Below are 15,673 nucleotides of genomic sequence, written 5' to 3' on the forward strand. Positions count from 1 at the left end.
CCCCTTCGCTCACTGAACGACGTGAGCGAGACGAGATGACGCAGGCACAGCTCGCGCAGGGGACATCGCCCCTGCTCGCGGTTCGCGACGTCAGCGTCGTGTTCGGCGGCATTGTCGCGCTCAACGGTGTGTCCTTTGACATGCACAAGGGCCAGATCCTCGGCTTGATCGGGCCCAACGGCGCCGGCAAGACCACGCTGTTCAACTGTCTGTCCCGGCTCTATCAGCCCTCGTCCGGCGACATTCTGATGGAAGGCGCAAGCATACTGACGCGGCCGCCGCACCGGATCGCCGAGATCGGGATTGGCCGCACATTCCAGAACGTGGCGCTGTTTCCGAACCTCTCGGTGATGGACAATGTCCGCGTCGGCACGCACGCCCGGACCTCCAGCGACATCATCAGCGACTCGCTGCGCCTCGCCTGGATCCGCCGCAGCGAGACCGACGTCAACAAGAAGGTGCACGAGATCCTCGCCTACCTCGACCTCGAGGACGTCGCCCACACCGTCGTGTCCGGGCTGCCCTTCGGCACGCAGAAGCGCGTCGAGCTGGCCCGCGCGCTCGCGGCCGACCCGAAGATCCTGCTGCTCGACGAGCCCGCCGGCGGCCTCAATCACGAGGAAGTCTACGTGCTCGGCGACCTCATCCGCCGCATTCGCGACGAGCGCCATATGACGGTGCTGCTGGTCGAGCACCACATGGGCCTCGTGATGTCGATCGCCGATCACGTCGTCGCGCTGAATTTCGGCAAGAAGCTCGCGGAAGGCACGCCGGCCCAGGTGCAGGCAGACCCCGACGTCATCAAGGCCTATCTCGGGAGCAAGGACCAATGACGACACTGCTCAACGTCAAGGACCTGCGCGCCTATTACGGCCAGGTCCAGGCGCTCCACGGCCTGTCCTTCTCGCTGAACGAGGGATCGCTGACGACGCTGCTGGGCGCCAATGGCGCCGGCAAGACCACCACGCTGCGCGCGATCTGCAACATGGTGCGCTCGACGGGCGGGATCGAGTTCGACGGCAAGCCGCTGAACAACCGCTCAACCGAGAGCATCGTGCGGTTCGGTATTGCCCATGTGCCGCAGGGCCGCGGCACCTTCACCACCATGACGGTGGAGGAGAACCTCCAGCTCGGGGCCATCACCCGCAAGGACAGCGCTGGCATCGTCTCCGACATCGAGCGCATGTATGCACACTTCCCCGTGCTGAAGCAGCGCCACACCCAGCAGGCCGGCACGCTCTCCGGCGGCGAGCAGCAGATGCTCGCGGTCGCCCGCGCCCTGATGCTGCGGCCGCGGCTGATGCTGCTGGACGAGCCGTCCTTCGGACTCGCGCCGCTGGTCGTGCGCGACCTGTTCGGCATCCTCGGCAAGATCAACCGCGAGGACAAGGTGTCGATCCTGGTGGTCGAGCAGAACGCCCAGCTCGCGCTCGAGCTCGCCGACCAGGCCTATGTGATCGAGACCGGCCGCATCGTGATGTCTGGCAACGCCAAGGACATCGCGAACAACGAAGAAATCCGCAAATCCTATCTGGGTTACTGAGGGAGCTGGGACAATGGAGCTGTTCACCAACCAGGTCCTGGCCGGCATTGCCACGGGCGCGATCTATGCCTGCATGGCGCTCGCCGTCGTCATGATCTACCAGGCCATCGACCATCTCAACTTCGCGCAAGGCGAGATGGCGATGTTCTCGACCTTCATATCCTGGCAGCTGATGCAATGGGGCGTGTCTTACTGGGCCGCCTTCGTGATCACGCTGGCATTCTCCTTCGTCGCCGGCATCGCGATCGAGCGCATCCTGTTCAAGCCGCTTGCGAAAGCGCCGGTGCTGACCAATGTCGCCGGCTTCATCGCGCTGTTCGCGATCATCAACTCCTCGGCCGGCCTGATCTGGGACTTCACCATCAAGCAGTATCCGACCCCGTTCGGCTCCTCGCCGTTCCTGGGCAGCCAGCTGATCTCGACCCACCAGGCCGGCATGATCGGCGTCACCGTGCTGCTGCTGCTCGGCCTCTACTTCTTCTTCCAGTACACGCGGATCGGTCTTGCGATGCGCGCAGCCGCCTCGGTGCCTGAATCGGCCCGCCTCGTCGGCATCAACACGAGCTGGATGATCGCGCTCGGCTGGGGCATGGCGACCGCCATCGGATCGATCGCCGGCATGCTGATCGCACCGGTGGTGTTCCTCGAGCCCAACATGATGGGCGGCGTGCTGATCTACGGCTTTGCCGCCGCGGTGCTCGGCGGATTGTCGAGCCCGTTCGGCGCCGTGGTCGGCGGCTTCCTGGTCGGCGTCTTCGAGAACCTCGCCGGCACCTACATCCCCGGCGTCGGCAACGAGCTGAAACTCCCGATCGCGCTCGCGCTGATCATCTCCGTCCTGGTCGTCAAACCCGCTGGCCTGTTCGGCCGGCAAATTGTCAAGCGAGTTTGATCATGAGCGCTGCAGAAGAAGTCGTTGCAGAAGGCCACCAGGCGGTCGAGGCGGTTCCTAAGCGAGCCATGACGCTCGGCACGGGCACCTCGCTCCTGGTGCTGGCGGTGCTGTTGCTCGTGCCGGTGTTCGTCAAGAACTTCATCATCTTCCAGATGACGATGCTCTTGATCTACGGCCTTGCCGTGCTGGCGCTGAACATCCTGACGGGCGGAAGCGGCCAGTTCTCGCTCGGCCAGAGCGCATTCTACGCCGTTGGCGCCTATACGTCGGCGGTGCTGATGGAGTACTTCAACGTCAACTACGCGCTGACCATTCCGATCTCAGCGGTGGTTTGCTTCGGATTCGGCTACCTGTTCGGCAAGCCGGCGCTGCGGCTTTCTGGCGTCTACCTCGCGCTCGCGACCTTCGCGCTTGCAACCGCTATGCCGCAACTCCTGAAGCTGAACTTCCTGGAACACTGGACCGGCGGCGTGCAGGGCCTCGTCGTCACCAAGCCGGACGCGCCGTTCGGCCTGCCGATGTCGCAGGACATGTGGTTGTACTATTTCACGCTCGTCGTGACGCTCGCGATCTACATCTTCTCGGTGAACCTGCTGCGCTCCCGCTCGGGCCGCGCCTTCATGGCGATCCGCGACAACGAGATCGCGGCCTCCTCGATGGGCGTCAACGTCGCACTGTACAAGACACTGGCCTTCGGGGTGTCCGCCGGCATCACCGGCGTTGCCGGCTCGCTGGGCGCCATCGCGGTCCAGTTCGTCGCGCCGGACAGCTACACCATCACGCTCGCGATCTCGCTGTTCCTCGGCATGGTGGTCGGCGGCGTCGGCTGGCTGCCCGGCTCGTTCGTCGGCGCTGCCTTCATCATCTTCGTGCCGAACATGGCGGAGAGCATCTCCAAGGGCCTCTCCGGCGCAGTGTTCGGCGTGCTGCTGTTCCTCGTCATCTACCTCGTGCCGCACGGCGCAAGGCAGATTGCGATCATGGGCCAGCAATTCGCCGGCAAGCTCAAAAGAAACTGAAACCCTCAAAGACTGTTGTTTAAACCAAGGAGACCGAATTGCATTTTGGAAGAACACTGCGAGCCGCCGCGCTGGTCACGGCAACGGCGGCCATTGCCCTCACCTCCGGCGCTGCACTCGCCCAAAAGAAATACGACACCGGAGCGTCCGACACCGAGATCAAGATCGGCAACATCATGCCGTACAGCGGTCCGGCGTCGGCCTATGGCATCATCGGCAAGACCGAAGAAGCCTATTTCAAGATGATCAACGACAAGGGCGGCATTAACGGCCGCAAGATCAACTTCGTCACCTATGACGACGGCTATTCGCCGCCGAAGGCCGTCGAGCAGGTGCGCAAGCTGGTCGAGAGCGACGAGGTTCTGGTCGTCTTCAATCCGCTCGGCACGCCCTCGAACAGCGCGATCCAGAAGTACCTCAACGCCAAGAAGATCCCGCAGCTGTTCGTCGCCACCGGCGCCACCAAGTGGAACGATCCGAAGAACTTCCCCTGGACCATGGGCTGGCAGCCCTCCTACCAGAGCGAAGCGCAGATCTACGCCAAATGGCTGATGAAGGAGAAGCCCGACGCCAAGGTCGCGATCCTCTATCAGAACGACGATTTCGGCAAAGACTACCTCAAGGGCACCAAGGATGGCCTGGGCGCCAAGGCCTCGTCCATGATCATCATGGAAGAGAGCTATGAAGTGTCCGAGCCCTCGATCGACGGCCACATCGTCAAGATCAAGGCGGCCAATCCCGACGTGCTTCTGATTTATGCGACGCCGAAGTTCGCAGCCCAGACCATCAAGAAGACGGCCGAGCTCAGCTGGAAGCCGCTGCAGATCCTCACCAACGTGTCGATCTCGGTCGGCAGCGTGATGAAGCCGGCCGGCTTCGAAAACGCGCAGGGCGTGCTGTCGGCGGCCTATGCCAAGGACTCCACCGATCCGCAGTGGGCCAACGATCCCGGCATGAAGAAGTGGAACGAGTTCGTCGACAAGTACATGCCCGGCGCCGACAAGTCCGACACCAGCATGGTCTATGGCTACGGCGCGGCGTCGACCCTCGCCAAGACGCTGGAGATGTGCGGTGACGACCTCACCCGCGCCAACATCATGAAGCAGGCGGCGAGCCTGAAGGACTTTGCCCCGGATACCCTGCTGCCCGGCGTCAAGATCAACACCAGCGCCACCGACTTCGCTCCGATCGCCCAGCTCCAGATGCAGCGTTTCAAGGGTGAGAAGTGGGAACTGTTCGGCGAGATCATCAGCGGCGACGTCGCCTCCGAGTGACACGCTGACGCAATAGTCCAACTATCGAGAAGCCCCCGCGAGCGATCGCGGGGGCTTTTTGTTGACGGCCGGCGTCAATCTTGTTCAATGCAGCGCCGACGCAACTCGGGGCAGGAGAACAATGACCGCCGTTCGTTTTCAGGTTGCGGCCCTCTGGACCGTCCTCGCTTTGTGCACTGCAATGGGCAGCCCGGCACTGGCGCAAAAGAAGTACGACAGCGGCGCCTCCGATACCGAGATCAAACTAGGGAACATCATGCCCTATAGCGGCCCGGCCTCGGCTTATGCCGCGATCGGCAAGGCCGAGGAAGCCTATTTCAACAAGGTCAATGCCGAGGGTGGCGTCAACGGCCGCAAGATCAAGTTCATCTCCTATGACGACGGCTATTCGCCGCCGAAGACCGTGGAGCAGGCGCGCAAGCTGGTCGAGAGCGACGGGGTGCTCCTTATCTTCGGCTCGCTCGGCACCTCCACCAACGGCGCCATCCGCAAATACCTGAACGAGAAGAAGGTGCCGCAATTGTTCGTCGCGAGCGGCGCCACCAAGTGGAACGATCCCAAGCAATACCCCTGGACCATGGGCTGGCAGCCGAGCTACGCGAGCGAGGCGCGCATCTATGCCAAGTACATCATGAAGGAGGCGCCGGACGGAAAGATCGGCGTGCTCTACCAGAACGACGATTTCGGCAAGGACTATCTGAAGGGGCTGAAGGATGGCCTCGGCGCCAAGGCCTCGATGATCGTGCTGCAGGAGGCCTACGACACCTCCGAGCCGGCGATCGACGAGCACATCGTGAAGCTGAAGGCTTCGGGCGCCGACGTCTTGATCAGCATTACCACCCCGAAATTCGCCGCGCAGGCGATCAAGAAGGCGGCGGAGATCAACTGGCATCCCGTCCACATCGTCTCCAACGTCTCGGCCTCCGTCGGCGGCGTGATCGAGCCGGCCGGCCTCGAGATCTCCCAGGGCCTCCTGTCGGCGAGCTACCTCAAGGATGGCACCGATCCGCAGTGGAATGCCGATGACGGCATGAAGAAATTCTATAACTTCCTCGCGCAGTACGATCCCAAGGCCAACAAGCTCGATGCCGGCGTCGTGTTCGGTTATGCCGCCGCGCAGACAATGGTGAAAGTGCTGCACATGTGCGGCGACGATCTCACCCGCGAGAACGTCATGAAGCAGGCCGCTTCCTTGAAGGATTTCGCACCCGACACGCTGCTGCCCGGCATCAAGATCAACACCGCCCCGGACAATTTCGCCCCGATCGAGCAGTTGCAGATGATGCGTTTCAAGGGCCGTAAATGGGAGCTGTTCGGCGACATCATCTCCAGCGAGATGGGCCACTGACGTCGCGCAATTCAAGATAGCCTACTGGCGAGTTAATCAACTCAAGACAGCGGCCCCTTCTCGCAGTCGCACACGGAAAGCCGCCCGTCCGTGACTACTAAAGACGCAGCCCCTGCGACGCCGTCGCAGGGGCTTTCTGTTGAAGGTCGCAGCTAAATCGTATTGAATTGCGGTCGCGTTACCAAAAACAATCAAGCCAAGAAAAGGGACGCACACACACCAAGAAAAATTAGGGAGATTGGAATGCCCGCTGTCACCGGCAAGCTTGCGACCGCGTCACTGGCACTCGCGCTCATTGCGGCCTCGACCTCGATTGCATCGGCCCAGAAGAAATACGATACCGGCGCGACCGACACCGAGATCAAGATCGGCAACATCATGCCCTACAGCGGACCGGCCTCCGCCTATGGCATCATCGGGCGGACCGAGGCCGCCTATTTCAAGAAGATCAACGACGAGGGCGGCATCAACGGCCGCAAGATCAACTTCATCTCCTACGACGATGGCTATTCGCCGCCGAAGACGGTGGAGCAGGCGCGCAAGCTGGTCGAGAGCGACGAGGTGCTGTTCATCTTCAACTCGCTCGGCACGCCGCCGAACTCGGCGATTCACAAATACATGAATTCCAAGAAGGTGCCGCAGCTGTTCGTCGCCACCGGCGCAACCAAGTGGAACGATCCGAAGGACTTCCCGTGGACCATGGGCTGGCAACCCAACTACCAGAGCGAAACGCAGATCTATGCGAAGTGGCTCTTGAAGAACAAGCCGGATGCCAAGATCGCCGTGCTGTTTCAGAACGACGATTACGGCAAGGATTACCTGAAGGGGCTGAAGGACGGCCTCGGGGCGAAGGCCTCTTCGATGATCGTCATGGAGGAGAGCTATGAGACCTCCGAGCCGACCGTCGACAATCACATCGTCAAGCTGAAGTCGACCGGCGCCGACGTCTTCATGAACATCACGACGCCGAAATTCGCAGCGCAGGCGATCAAGAAGAACGCCGAGATCGGCTGGAAGCCGCTGCACTTCCTCAACAACGTCTCGGCTTCCGTCGGCAGCGTGCTCAAGCCCGCCGGCTTCGAGAATGCCCAGGACATCATTTCCGCCGACTATCTCAAGGACGTTTCCGATCCCGAGTGGAACAACGATCCCGGCATGAAGGAATTCCTCGCCTTCATGACCAAGTACTTCCCGGAGGGCGACAAGCTCGACCATGGCACCATCGTCGGCTACGGCGTGGCGCAGACTCTCGTCCAGGTGCTGAAGCAGTGCGGCGACGATCTCACCCGCGCGAACATCATGAAGCAGGCCGCCAGCCTGAAGAACTACCGCACCGAGGTGCTGCTGCCGGGCATCCAGATCAACACCTCGCCGACCGACTTTGCACCCATCAGCCAGCTCCGGCTCGAGAGGTTCAAGGGCGAGAAGTGGGAGCTGTTCGGCGACGTGATCAGCGCCGACGTCGGCGGCTAGACGGCTGAAATACACGACGACGAAAGAACCCCCTGGGCGCATCGCACAGGGGATTCTTGCTTGCGTTCCGATTATGATCACGCGATTGCACAATCGAATGACGGTAAAGCCCGCTTACGCTTTGGCGGCCAATGCGGTAGGCATGTGACCGGCGCGCTCGCCGCCAGTGTTTCTGTCCGCCCAAGGCTTTTCGTCATGACCGACCGACGTCCTCTGCTCCGCGCACTCTACGACGCTGCCGTTGCCGCCGCCCATCCGAGCACAATTCTGGCGCCGCATTTGCGGCCCGCGCCGAGGGGACGCGTGATCTGCCTCGCCGCCGGCAAGGGCGCGGCAGCGATGGCCGCGGCCGCGGAGCGCCATTATTTCGACACGCTCCAGCTCGCACCGGAACGCCTCGTCGGCATCGCCACAACGCGTCACGGCTACGGCGTGCCGACGCGCCGCATCCGCGTGGTCGAAGCCGGTCATCCCGTGCCCGATGAAGCCGGGCTGAAGGGCGCCGCCGACACGCTCGCGCTCGCTGGCGAAGCCGGGCCGGACGATCTCCTGCTGGTGCTGCTCACCGGTGGCGGCTCGGCGAACTGGATCGCACCGAGCGAGGGCATCAGCTTCGCGCAGAAGCAGGCGGTCAACAAGGCGCTGCTGCGCTCGGGTGCGCCAATCGGCGAGATGAATACGGTGAGAAAACACCTGTCGCGGATCAAGGGCGGCCGGCTCGCCCGCGCCGGCAAGAATGCCGCCGAGATCGTGACGCTCGCGATCTCGGATGTGCCGCATGACGATCCGTCCGCCATCGCCTCCGGCCCGACCGTGCCCGATCCGACCACGCTGGCCGATGCACGCGCCATCGTCGCGAAATACAAGCTCGACATCGACGATGCCGTCCGCCGCGCGCTCGACGATCCCGCCAACGAAAGCTGCAAGCCCGATGATGCCGCCTTCGCGCGCGCGCATTTCGAACTCATTGCGCGGCCCAAGCAGTCGCTCGACGCCGCGGAGAAGCTCGCGCGGCAATCCGGCTACGAGACCATCGACCTCGGCGCCGACCTCGAAGGCGAGGCGCGCGAAGTCGCCGCCGCTCACGCCAGGATGGCGCTTGACGCACGCGCGCAAGGCAAGCGCCTTGCAATCCTCTCCGGCGGCGAGCTCACGGTCACCGTGCGCGGCCAGGGACGCGGCGGGCCGAACCAGGAATACGCGCTGGCGCTCGCCAGCCTGCTCAAGGACACGCCTGATATTTCTGCGCTGGCCGGCGACACCGACGGCGCCGACGGCGGTGCCGGCCACCCGACCGACCCCGCGGGGGCGCTGATCGATGCCGCGACCTTCGCGAAGATGAAGGCGCTAGCGCTGCAACCGCAGGCCTATCTGGACAACAACGACGCCACCGCCTTCTTCGAGGCGACCGGCGATCTGCTGCAACCGGGCCCGACGCTGACCAACGTGAACGATATCCGGGTGATCCTGGTGGATTGAGGCTGCTCTTACCCTCCCCTGGAGGGTAAGATCAGAACTCGCTCGCGATCTTCGAGAGCATCGCGATCAGGGCTTCGCGGTTGCTCTGCCCGAGCAGATCGTTCAGCCGCGCCTCGTGCTTGGTGGCGACGAGCTTCTTGGCGCGGGCCAGCACGGCCTTGCCCTTGTCGGTCAAAACCAGGATGTGCGAGCGGCGGTCGTTGGTGGAGCGGATCCGCGCGCAAAGGTCGCGGCTCTCGAGGTTGTCGAGCATCGCCACGAAGTTCGGCCTGAGGATGCCGAGGGTGGAGGCGATCTCGGTCTGGTTACGGCCGGGATTCTTCTCGACCAGCAGCAGCACCGAGAACTGCGCCGGCGTGAGCTGGAGCGAGGCCATGCACCGCAAGAAGTTCTCGAACACCTTGAGCTGCGCCCGCTTCAGGACATAGCCGAGCTGTTCGGAGAGTTCGCCGAGCTGGAGGGCTTCCGCCTGCGGCTCGCTCGCGTCCTTGCGGCCCTTGGCCGCCTCGCCGGGCTTTTCGGAGGACTTTTCCGCGGTTTTGGAAACGGTCATCGCCTCGTGCTCGTATTCCCGCTAAATTCGGGGCGGGTCGCCCCTCACCCTTGAAGTTATATTTGATAATTGTTATGGACCATATCAAATATCGCATGCGTTTTTCAATGGCTGTGAGCGGACCGTCCACCACAATCGGGGGGACCGGTCCGAATCTTTAGGGGGAGCGTCCGGTCTTGAATACCACCATCATGCTGTTCCTGGTGCAGGACGGCATTACCAACGGCGCGATCTATGCGCTGCTCGGCCTGGCGCTGGTGCTGGTGTTCGCCGTCACCCGCGTCATCCTCATTCCCCAGGGCGAATTCGTCACCTATGGCGCGCTGACCTATGCCTCGCTGGCCGCGGGCCAGATGCCGGGGACGGCCAAGCTCGCGCTGGCGCTCGGCGTCGGCGCCTTCGCCTTCGACCTGTTCGAACGCCGCAAGGCGCTGCACGGGCGACTGGTCGTGCGCAGCCTGATCACCAACGTCGTGCTGCCTGCCATCGTGCTGGCGCTCACCGTGTACTTCGCCGCCCAGAAGCCGCCGGTCGCCATTTGCATCGCGCTGTCGCTGGTGATCGTGGCGATGATCGGCCTCTATCTCTACCGCATCGCGTTCCAGCCGCTGGCGCACACCTCGGTGCTGGTGCTGCTGATCGCCTCCGTCGGCGTCCACCTCGCGCTGCAGGGCCTCGGCCTGCTGTTCTTTGGCGCCGAAGGCCAGCGCGGACCGGCCGTGCTGTCCGGCGCCTTCACCGCCGGCGCGCTGCGCTTCACCGGCCAGAGCCTCACCGTCTACGGCATCACCATCGCCTTCATCGTCGGGCTCTGGCTGTTCTTCGGCCTGACGCTCTACGGCAAGGCGCTGCGCGCGACCGCCGTGAACCGGCTCGGGGCGCGGCTCGCGGGCATCCGCACCACGTTGTCGGGGCAGATCGCCTTCCTGCTGGCCTCCGTGATCGGCGCGCTGTCGGGCATCATGATCGTGCCGATCACGACGCTCTATTACGACTCCGGCTTCCTGATCGGCCTGAAAGGCTTCGTCGCCGCGATCATCGGCGGCCTCGTCAGCTACCCCCTCACCGCCGTCGCGGCGTTGGTGGTCGGCATCGTCGAGGCGTTCTCGTCCTTCTATGCCTCCAACTACAAGGAGGTGATCGTTTTCATGCTCTTGATCCCCGTGCTGCTGCTGCGCTCGCTCGCCGCGCCCGCCGTCGAAGAAGAGAAGGACTGAGGCCAAGATGCAGAGCCGGCTTCCCATCATCCTCTTCGCAGCTGTCATGGCGGCGATCCCGTTCGTCCCGGGCATGCCTCCGTTCTGGATCGTGCTGCTCGACAATATCGGCCTTGCGGCGTTGGTCGCGATGGGCCTCGTGCTGCTGACCGGCGTCGGCGGCCTGACCTCGTTCGGCCAAGCCGCCTTCGTCGGCTTCGGCGCCTACACCACCGCGGTGCTGTCGACGGCCTATGGCCTGTCGCCCTGGCTGACGCTGCCGCTGTCGCTGGCAGTCAGCGGATCATTGGCGGTGCTGCTCGGCCTGATCACCGTCCGCCTCTCCGGCCATTATCTGCCGCTCGGCACGCTCGCCTGGGGGCTCGGCCTGTTCTACCTGTTCAGCAAGCTGGAGTTTCTCGGCCGCAACGACGGCATCTCGGCGATCCCGCCGCTGTCGATCGGCACGTTCAAGATGCTGTCGCCCGGCTCGATCTATTACGCGATCTGGGTCGCCGTGATCCTCTCGGCCCTGCTGACGATGAACCTGCTGGACTCCCGCACCGGCCGCGCCATCCGCGCGCTGCGCCGCGGCCATGTCGCGGCCGAGGCGTTCGGCGTGCACACGCCGCGCGCCAAGCTGCTGGTGTTCATCCATGCCGCCGTGCTCGCCGGCCTCTCCGGGTGGCTCTACGCGCATCTCCAGCGCGCGGTGAACCCGACGCCGTTCGGTGCGCAGGCCGGCATCGAATATCTCTTCATCGCGGTGGTCGGCGGCGCCGGCTATGTCTGGGGCGGCGTGCTGGGCGCGGCCATCGTCGTGGTCCTGAAAGAAGTGCTGCAGAGCTATCTGCCGCTGATCCTGCCCGGCTCCGGCCAGGTCGAGACCATCGTGTTCGGCATCATGCTGGTCGCGCTGCTGCAGCTTGCACCCGGCGGCCTCTGGCCCTGGCTGATGTCCTTCCTGCCGGAGCGGACGAGTGGCAAGAAGCCCGACACCTCCCTGAAGCTCGAGCAGCGCACCCGCGCCCCCGGCGAGAGCAGCATCCTGCTCCAGGTCGACAAGGCGCGAAAACAGTTCGGCGGCGTGGTCGCGGTCAACAACGTCTCCTTCGACGTCCAGGCCCGCGAGATCGTCGCGCTGATCGGCCCGAACGGCGCCGGCAAGAGCACCACCTTCAACCTGATCACCGGCGTGCTATCGGCGACGTCAGGCTCGGTCTCGGTGCTCGGCAAGAAGGTCGACAAGGCGCCGCCACAGGAGATCGTCAAGCTCGGCATCTCCAGGACCTTCCAGCATGTGAAGCTGGTCCCCGACATGACCGTATTGGAGAATGTCGCGATCGGCGCGCATCTGCGCGGCCATTCCGGGCCGATCTCCTCGATGCTGCGGCTCGATCGCGCCGACGAGGCAAAACTGCTTGCGGAAGCCGCCCGTCAGATCGAGCGCGTCGGCCTCACCGAGCAGATGCACCAGCTCGCGGGCTCGCTCTCGCTGGGACAACAACGCATCGTCGAGATCGCCCGCGCGCTCTGCGTCGATCCGATGCTGCTGCTGCTCGACGAGCCCGCCGCGGGCCTGCGCCACATGGAGAAGCAGCGGCTAGCTGCGCTGCTTCGCGAGCTGCGCGACGGCGGCATGAGCGTGCTCTTGGTCGAGCACGACATGGGCTTCGTCATGAACCTCGCCGACCGCATCGTGGTGCTCGATTTCGGCACCAAGATCGCGGAAGGCACCCCCGCCACGATCAAGACCAATCCGGAAGTGATCAAGGCCTATCTCGGAGTGGCGGCATGAGCGCGCTGTTGTCCGTCGCCGACGCCCACGTCGCCTATGGCAAGGTCGAAGCGGTTCGCTCGGTCTCGCTCGAGGTCGGCGCCAACCAGATCGTCACCATCGTCGGCGCCAACGGCGCCGGCAAGACCACGCTGCTCTCGGCCATCATGGGCATCCTGCCGCTGAAAGGCCGCGTCGCCTTTGCGGGGCAGGACCTGGCGCGGCTCGACATCGAGGACCGCGTCGCGATGGGCCTCGGCCTCGTCCCCGAGCACCGCGAATTGTTCGTGACCATGAATGTCGAGGACAATCTCGAGCTTGGCGCCTTCCGCATCGAGCGGTCCAAGGCGAAGGCCTCGATGGAGCGCGTCTACACGCTGTTTCCGCGGCTGAAGGAGCGGCGCAAGCAGCTCGCCGGCACGCTGTCGGGCGGCGAGCAGCAGATGCTCGCAATGGGCCGCGCGCTGATGGGCGCGCCGAAACTGCTGATGCTGGACGAGCCGAGCCTCGGCCTCGCCCCGATCATCGTCGCCGACATCTTCCGCATCGTCACGGAGCTGCGCAGCAGCGGCGTCTCCGTGCTGCTTGTCGAGCAGAACGCGCAGGCCGCACTGAAGATCGCGGACCAGGCTTACGTGATGGAGCTCGGGGAGTTCGTACTCAGCGGCAAGGCCAGCGACATCGCCGCGAACGAGCGGGTCGCGGCGAGCTATCTCGGCTTCCAGCATGAAGGTGAAAGCGCCGTTTAGCGCCGGCGAACTCCCCCTTTCTCCCCTTGTGGGAGAAGGTGGCCGAGCGTGTCGTCTCCTCTATTTGAAGATCAACCGGCTGCCTTCTCCCCCTTCAACGCCGCGACCTCCGCCTCGAGCTCTGCGATCCTGGCATCCCTCGCCGCCAGCGCGGCCGCGACATCGCCCGCATCGAACTTCTGCGGAATGTGCTGCGGGCAGTTGGTGTCCCACGCCGCAATCTTGAACAGGATCACCTGCTCTGGGCGGGCGCGGTAACCCTTCGGCATCAGCGACGTTGTCAGCGCCTCGTCGTCCTCGACGATTCGCGCCTCGCCCCAGATCTTCACGCGGCGGCGGTGGGCATAATCCATCACGAAAATGTAGGCCTTGGGATTCTCCGACAGGTTGCCTTGCGTGATGTATTGCCGGTTGCCGGCGTAGTCGGTGAAGGCCAGGGTCTGCTTGTCCAGCACCTTCAGGAAGCCCTTGGGCCCGCCGCGGTGCTGGATGTAAGGCTGGCCGTCGGCCGAGGCGGTGGCAAAGTAGAAGCTGTTGGCATCGGCGAGGAACGCCGCGAGGTTCTCATCGACCTCGGTGCGCCATCCTCGCTGCTCGGCATGGGCGTAGCCTTCGCGCGATCCCTTTCGGGTCTGGATCGCTTTCACCGCCGGCGAGAAGGCGACGTCGCTGGCGTAGGTGTGAGTTGCCGTCATCGGAATAGCTCCTGAAATTCCGGCGCATTGCTGCGTCTTTCAGCGCTTAATCTGGACCTTTCCGGCGTTAAAACAATCGAGCGGCTTGACACTTCATCGTTGCAGTATATGCAATAATGCCGTGGACCGCCTCGAAGCAATGCACGTCTTCGTCACCGTCGCCGATCTCAGCGGTTTTGCGCCGGCGGCGCGGAAGCTGCGGCTGTCGCCCTCGGCGGTGACGCGGATGATCGCGGCGCTGGAGGAGCATCTCGGCGCCCGGCTGCTGCAGCGGACCACGCGGCAGGTGACGCTCACCGACGTCGGCACGCGCTATCTGGAGCGCGCGCGGCGCATCCTCGCCGATGTCGAGGAGGCCGACGGCTCCGCGCGCGAGGAGCGCAACCGGCCGAGCGGACGGCTGGTGGTCTCGGCCCCCGTCGGCTTCGGCCGGCTGCATGTCGGGCCGGTCATGACCGATTATCTCAAGCGCTACCCCGAGGTCACCGCCGAGCTCAGGCTGTCGGATAACCTCGTCAATCTCGTCGAGGACGCCGTCGACGCCGCAGTGCGGATCGGCCACCTCGCCGATTCCTCGCTGGTGGCGCGCCAGGTCGGCGAGATGCGGCGGATCGTGGTGGCGGCGCCGGGCTATCTGAAACGGCATGGCGAGCCGAAGACCCCACAGGAATTGCTCGCGCATCAGACCATCGCATTCGGCCCATCCACGACCTGGCGCTTCGTGCAGGACGGCCGCGAGATCGAGGTGGCGCCGAACCCGCGCTTCGCCAGCAACAGCGCCGACGCGGCCCTGCAATATGCCGAAGCCGGCGGGGGCGTGACGCGCGTGCTGGCCTATCAGGCCGCCGAGGGCTTGAAGCGTGGGCGGCTCAGAATCGTGCTCGCACCATACGAGCAGCCGACGCTGCCGATCCACATCGTCTATCCGACCTCGCGCCTGCTCTCGGCCAAGGTGCGCGCGTTCATCGATCTCGTGGTGGAAAGGGCGGAGTGGCGGTTCGGGTAGGTCTCTAGTCCCGGACGCGCGGCAATGCGTAGCGTTGCTGCGCAGAGCCGGCACCCAGACGGCGGTACTGTAGCATGTCGACGGATGGGCCCCGGCTCTGCGGAGCGGCACTTCGCGCCGCACCGCGTCCGGGGGCACGGGAGAGCATCACCCCTTCTTCGGCACCACGCGGAACGTCCCGCTCGCCCGGGCGATCACGGCGTCGTCGGCCTTTGCGAGGCATTGCGCGAAGCAGATCGTGTTGCCGGTCTTGATCGCCTCGCCCTCGAGCGCGAGCCATTGGCCGATCTCGGCGGCGCCGGCATAGTCGACCGACAGCGAGATCGTCACGAACGACGTGGTCCATCCCGTCGCCTGCGCGCAACTGTAGCCCATGGCGGCATCGGCCAGCGCCGCGATCAACCCGCCGTGGATCAATCCGCGGGCATTGGTATGCGGCGTCGCCAGCCGCAATCCCACGGTGACGCCCTTGTCGGTCTTCTTCGAATAGAGCGGCTCCCAGGGATCGGTGAGCGGGGCTTTGCGGAAATGCGGCTCGAAGCCAGCGGGAATGTCGGGAGAGGTCATGGCTGTCTCGCGTTGCTGAGGTCGGAAGCATTGAACGCGACAGCCGTAACGAGCGCATCAATTACAAAGTTTTAAACGGGATTTGCGCAGATGTTTGAA

15 protein-coding genes are annotated in these 15,673 nt (G+C 64.3%); 12 read left to right on the forward strand and 3 right to left on the reverse strand.

Annotated elements, in window-relative coordinates:
- The first annotated feature begins 35 nt into the window (after window positions 1–35).
- From ML401_RS31660 to ML401_RS31695, 8 genes are all read left to right on the forward strand, one after another.
- Entirely contained in the window at window positions 36–833 is a 798-nt protein-coding gene (locus ML401_RS31660) for an ABC transporter ATP-binding protein (protein WP_211415837.1), read from the forward strand.
- Complete coding sequence (locus ML401_RS31665) at window positions 830–1,543, forward strand: ABC transporter ATP-binding protein (RefSeq protein WP_008135694.1); 714 nt, start codon at window positions 830–832, stop codon at window positions 1,541–1,543. The genes ML401_RS31660 and ML401_RS31665 overlap by 4 nt, the downstream gene beginning before the upstream one ends.
- Window positions 1,544–1,556: 13 nt before the next feature.
- Window positions 1,557–2,435 (forward strand): branched-chain amino acid ABC transporter permease, encoded by an 879-nt coding sequence (locus tag ML401_RS31670; RefSeq protein ID WP_194404503.1) that lies wholly within the window; start codon window positions 1,557–1,559, stop codon window positions 2,433–2,435.
- Window positions 2,436–2,437: 2 nt separating this feature from the next.
- On the forward strand, window positions 2,438–3,457 hold the full coding sequence (locus tag ML401_RS31675) for a branched-chain amino acid ABC transporter permease (RefSeq protein WP_211415836.1): 1,020 nt from the start codon (window positions 2,438–2,440) through the stop codon (window positions 3,455–3,457).
- Between the two features lie 38 nt (window positions 3,458–3,495).
- Window positions 3,496–4,731, forward strand: a complete 1,236-nt coding sequence (locus ML401_RS31680) for an ABC transporter substrate-binding protein (protein WP_211415835.1) — start codon at window positions 3,496–3,498, stop codon at window positions 4,729–4,731.
- Window positions 4,732–4,852: 121 nt separating this feature from the next.
- On the forward strand, window positions 4,853–6,079 hold the full coding sequence (locus ML401_RS31685; RefSeq protein WP_285808005.1) for an ABC transporter substrate-binding protein: 1,227 nt from the start codon (window positions 4,853–4,855) through the stop codon (window positions 6,077–6,079).
- A 243-nt stretch (window positions 6,080–6,322) separates the two neighbouring features.
- Complete coding sequence (locus ML401_RS31690) at window positions 6,323–7,552, forward strand: ABC transporter substrate-binding protein (protein ID WP_285808006.1); 1,230 nt, start codon at window positions 6,323–6,325, stop codon at window positions 7,550–7,552.
- Window positions 7,553–7,747: 195 nt separating this feature from the next.
- Window positions 7,748–9,031: a glycerate kinase gene (locus ML401_RS31695; RefSeq protein ID WP_285808007.1), complete on the forward strand. Its 1,284-nt coding sequence runs from the start codon at window positions 7,748–7,750 to the stop codon at window positions 9,029–9,031.
- A 31-nt stretch (window positions 9,032–9,062) separates the two neighbouring features.
- Here ML401_RS31695 and ML401_RS31700 read toward each other — a convergent pair whose 3' ends face one another.
- Window positions 9,063–9,584 (reverse strand): MarR family winged helix-turn-helix transcriptional regulator, encoded by a 522-nt coding sequence (locus tag ML401_RS31700; RefSeq protein ID WP_194404509.1) that lies wholly within the window; start codon window positions 9,582–9,584, stop codon window positions 9,063–9,065.
- A gap of 176 nt (window positions 9,585–9,760) precedes the next feature.
- Between ML401_RS31700 and ML401_RS31705 the strand changes: the two genes are divergently transcribed.
- From ML401_RS31705 to ML401_RS31715, 3 genes are read left to right on the forward strand one after another with little or no spacing between them, the layout of a single operon-like run.
- Complete coding sequence (locus ML401_RS31705; protein WP_285808008.1) at window positions 9,761–10,801, forward strand: branched-chain amino acid ABC transporter permease; 1,041 nt, start codon at window positions 9,761–9,763, stop codon at window positions 10,799–10,801.
- A gap of 7 nt (window positions 10,802–10,808) precedes the next feature.
- Window positions 10,809–12,578 carry an ATP-binding cassette domain-containing protein gene (locus ML401_RS31710; protein ID WP_194404511.1) on the forward strand — a complete coding sequence of 590 codons (1,770 nt, stop codon included), beginning with the start codon at window positions 10,809–10,811 and terminating at the stop codon, window positions 12,576–12,578.
- Window positions 12,575–13,306, forward strand: a complete 732-nt coding sequence (locus ML401_RS31715; protein ID WP_194404512.1) for an ABC transporter ATP-binding protein — start codon at window positions 12,575–12,577, stop codon at window positions 13,304–13,306. The genes ML401_RS31710 and ML401_RS31715 overlap by 4 nt, the downstream gene beginning before the upstream one ends.
- 71 nt (window positions 13,307–13,377) lie before the next feature.
- On the opposite strand, the gene ML401_RS31720 is transcribed toward ML401_RS31715, so the two are convergent.
- Window positions 13,378–14,001, reverse strand: a complete 624-nt coding sequence (locus ML401_RS31720) for a pyridoxamine 5'-phosphate oxidase family protein (RefSeq protein WP_212067848.1) — start codon at window positions 13,999–14,001, stop codon at window positions 13,378–13,380.
- A gap of 121 nt (window positions 14,002–14,122) precedes the next feature.
- Here ML401_RS31720 and ML401_RS31725 point away from each other — a divergent pair, with 121 nt between their 5' ends.
- On the forward strand, window positions 14,123–15,007 hold the full coding sequence (locus ML401_RS31725) for a LysR family transcriptional regulator (protein WP_211415829.1): 885 nt from the start codon (window positions 14,123–14,125) through the stop codon (window positions 15,005–15,007).
- Between the two features lie 147 nt (window positions 15,008–15,154).
- Here ML401_RS31725 and ML401_RS31730 read toward each other — a convergent pair whose 3' ends face one another.
- Window positions 15,155–15,574, reverse strand: coding sequence for a PaaI family thioesterase (locus ML401_RS31730; protein ID WP_211415828.1), 420 nt, complete (start codon window positions 15,572–15,574; stop codon window positions 15,155–15,157).
- Window positions 15,575–15,673: the final 99 nt, after the last annotated feature.

It is taken from the genome of Bradyrhizobium sp. 62B (assembly GCF_030272265.2).
Classification (GTDB): domain Bacteria; phylum Pseudomonadota; class Alphaproteobacteria; order Rhizobiales; family Xanthobacteraceae; genus Bradyrhizobium.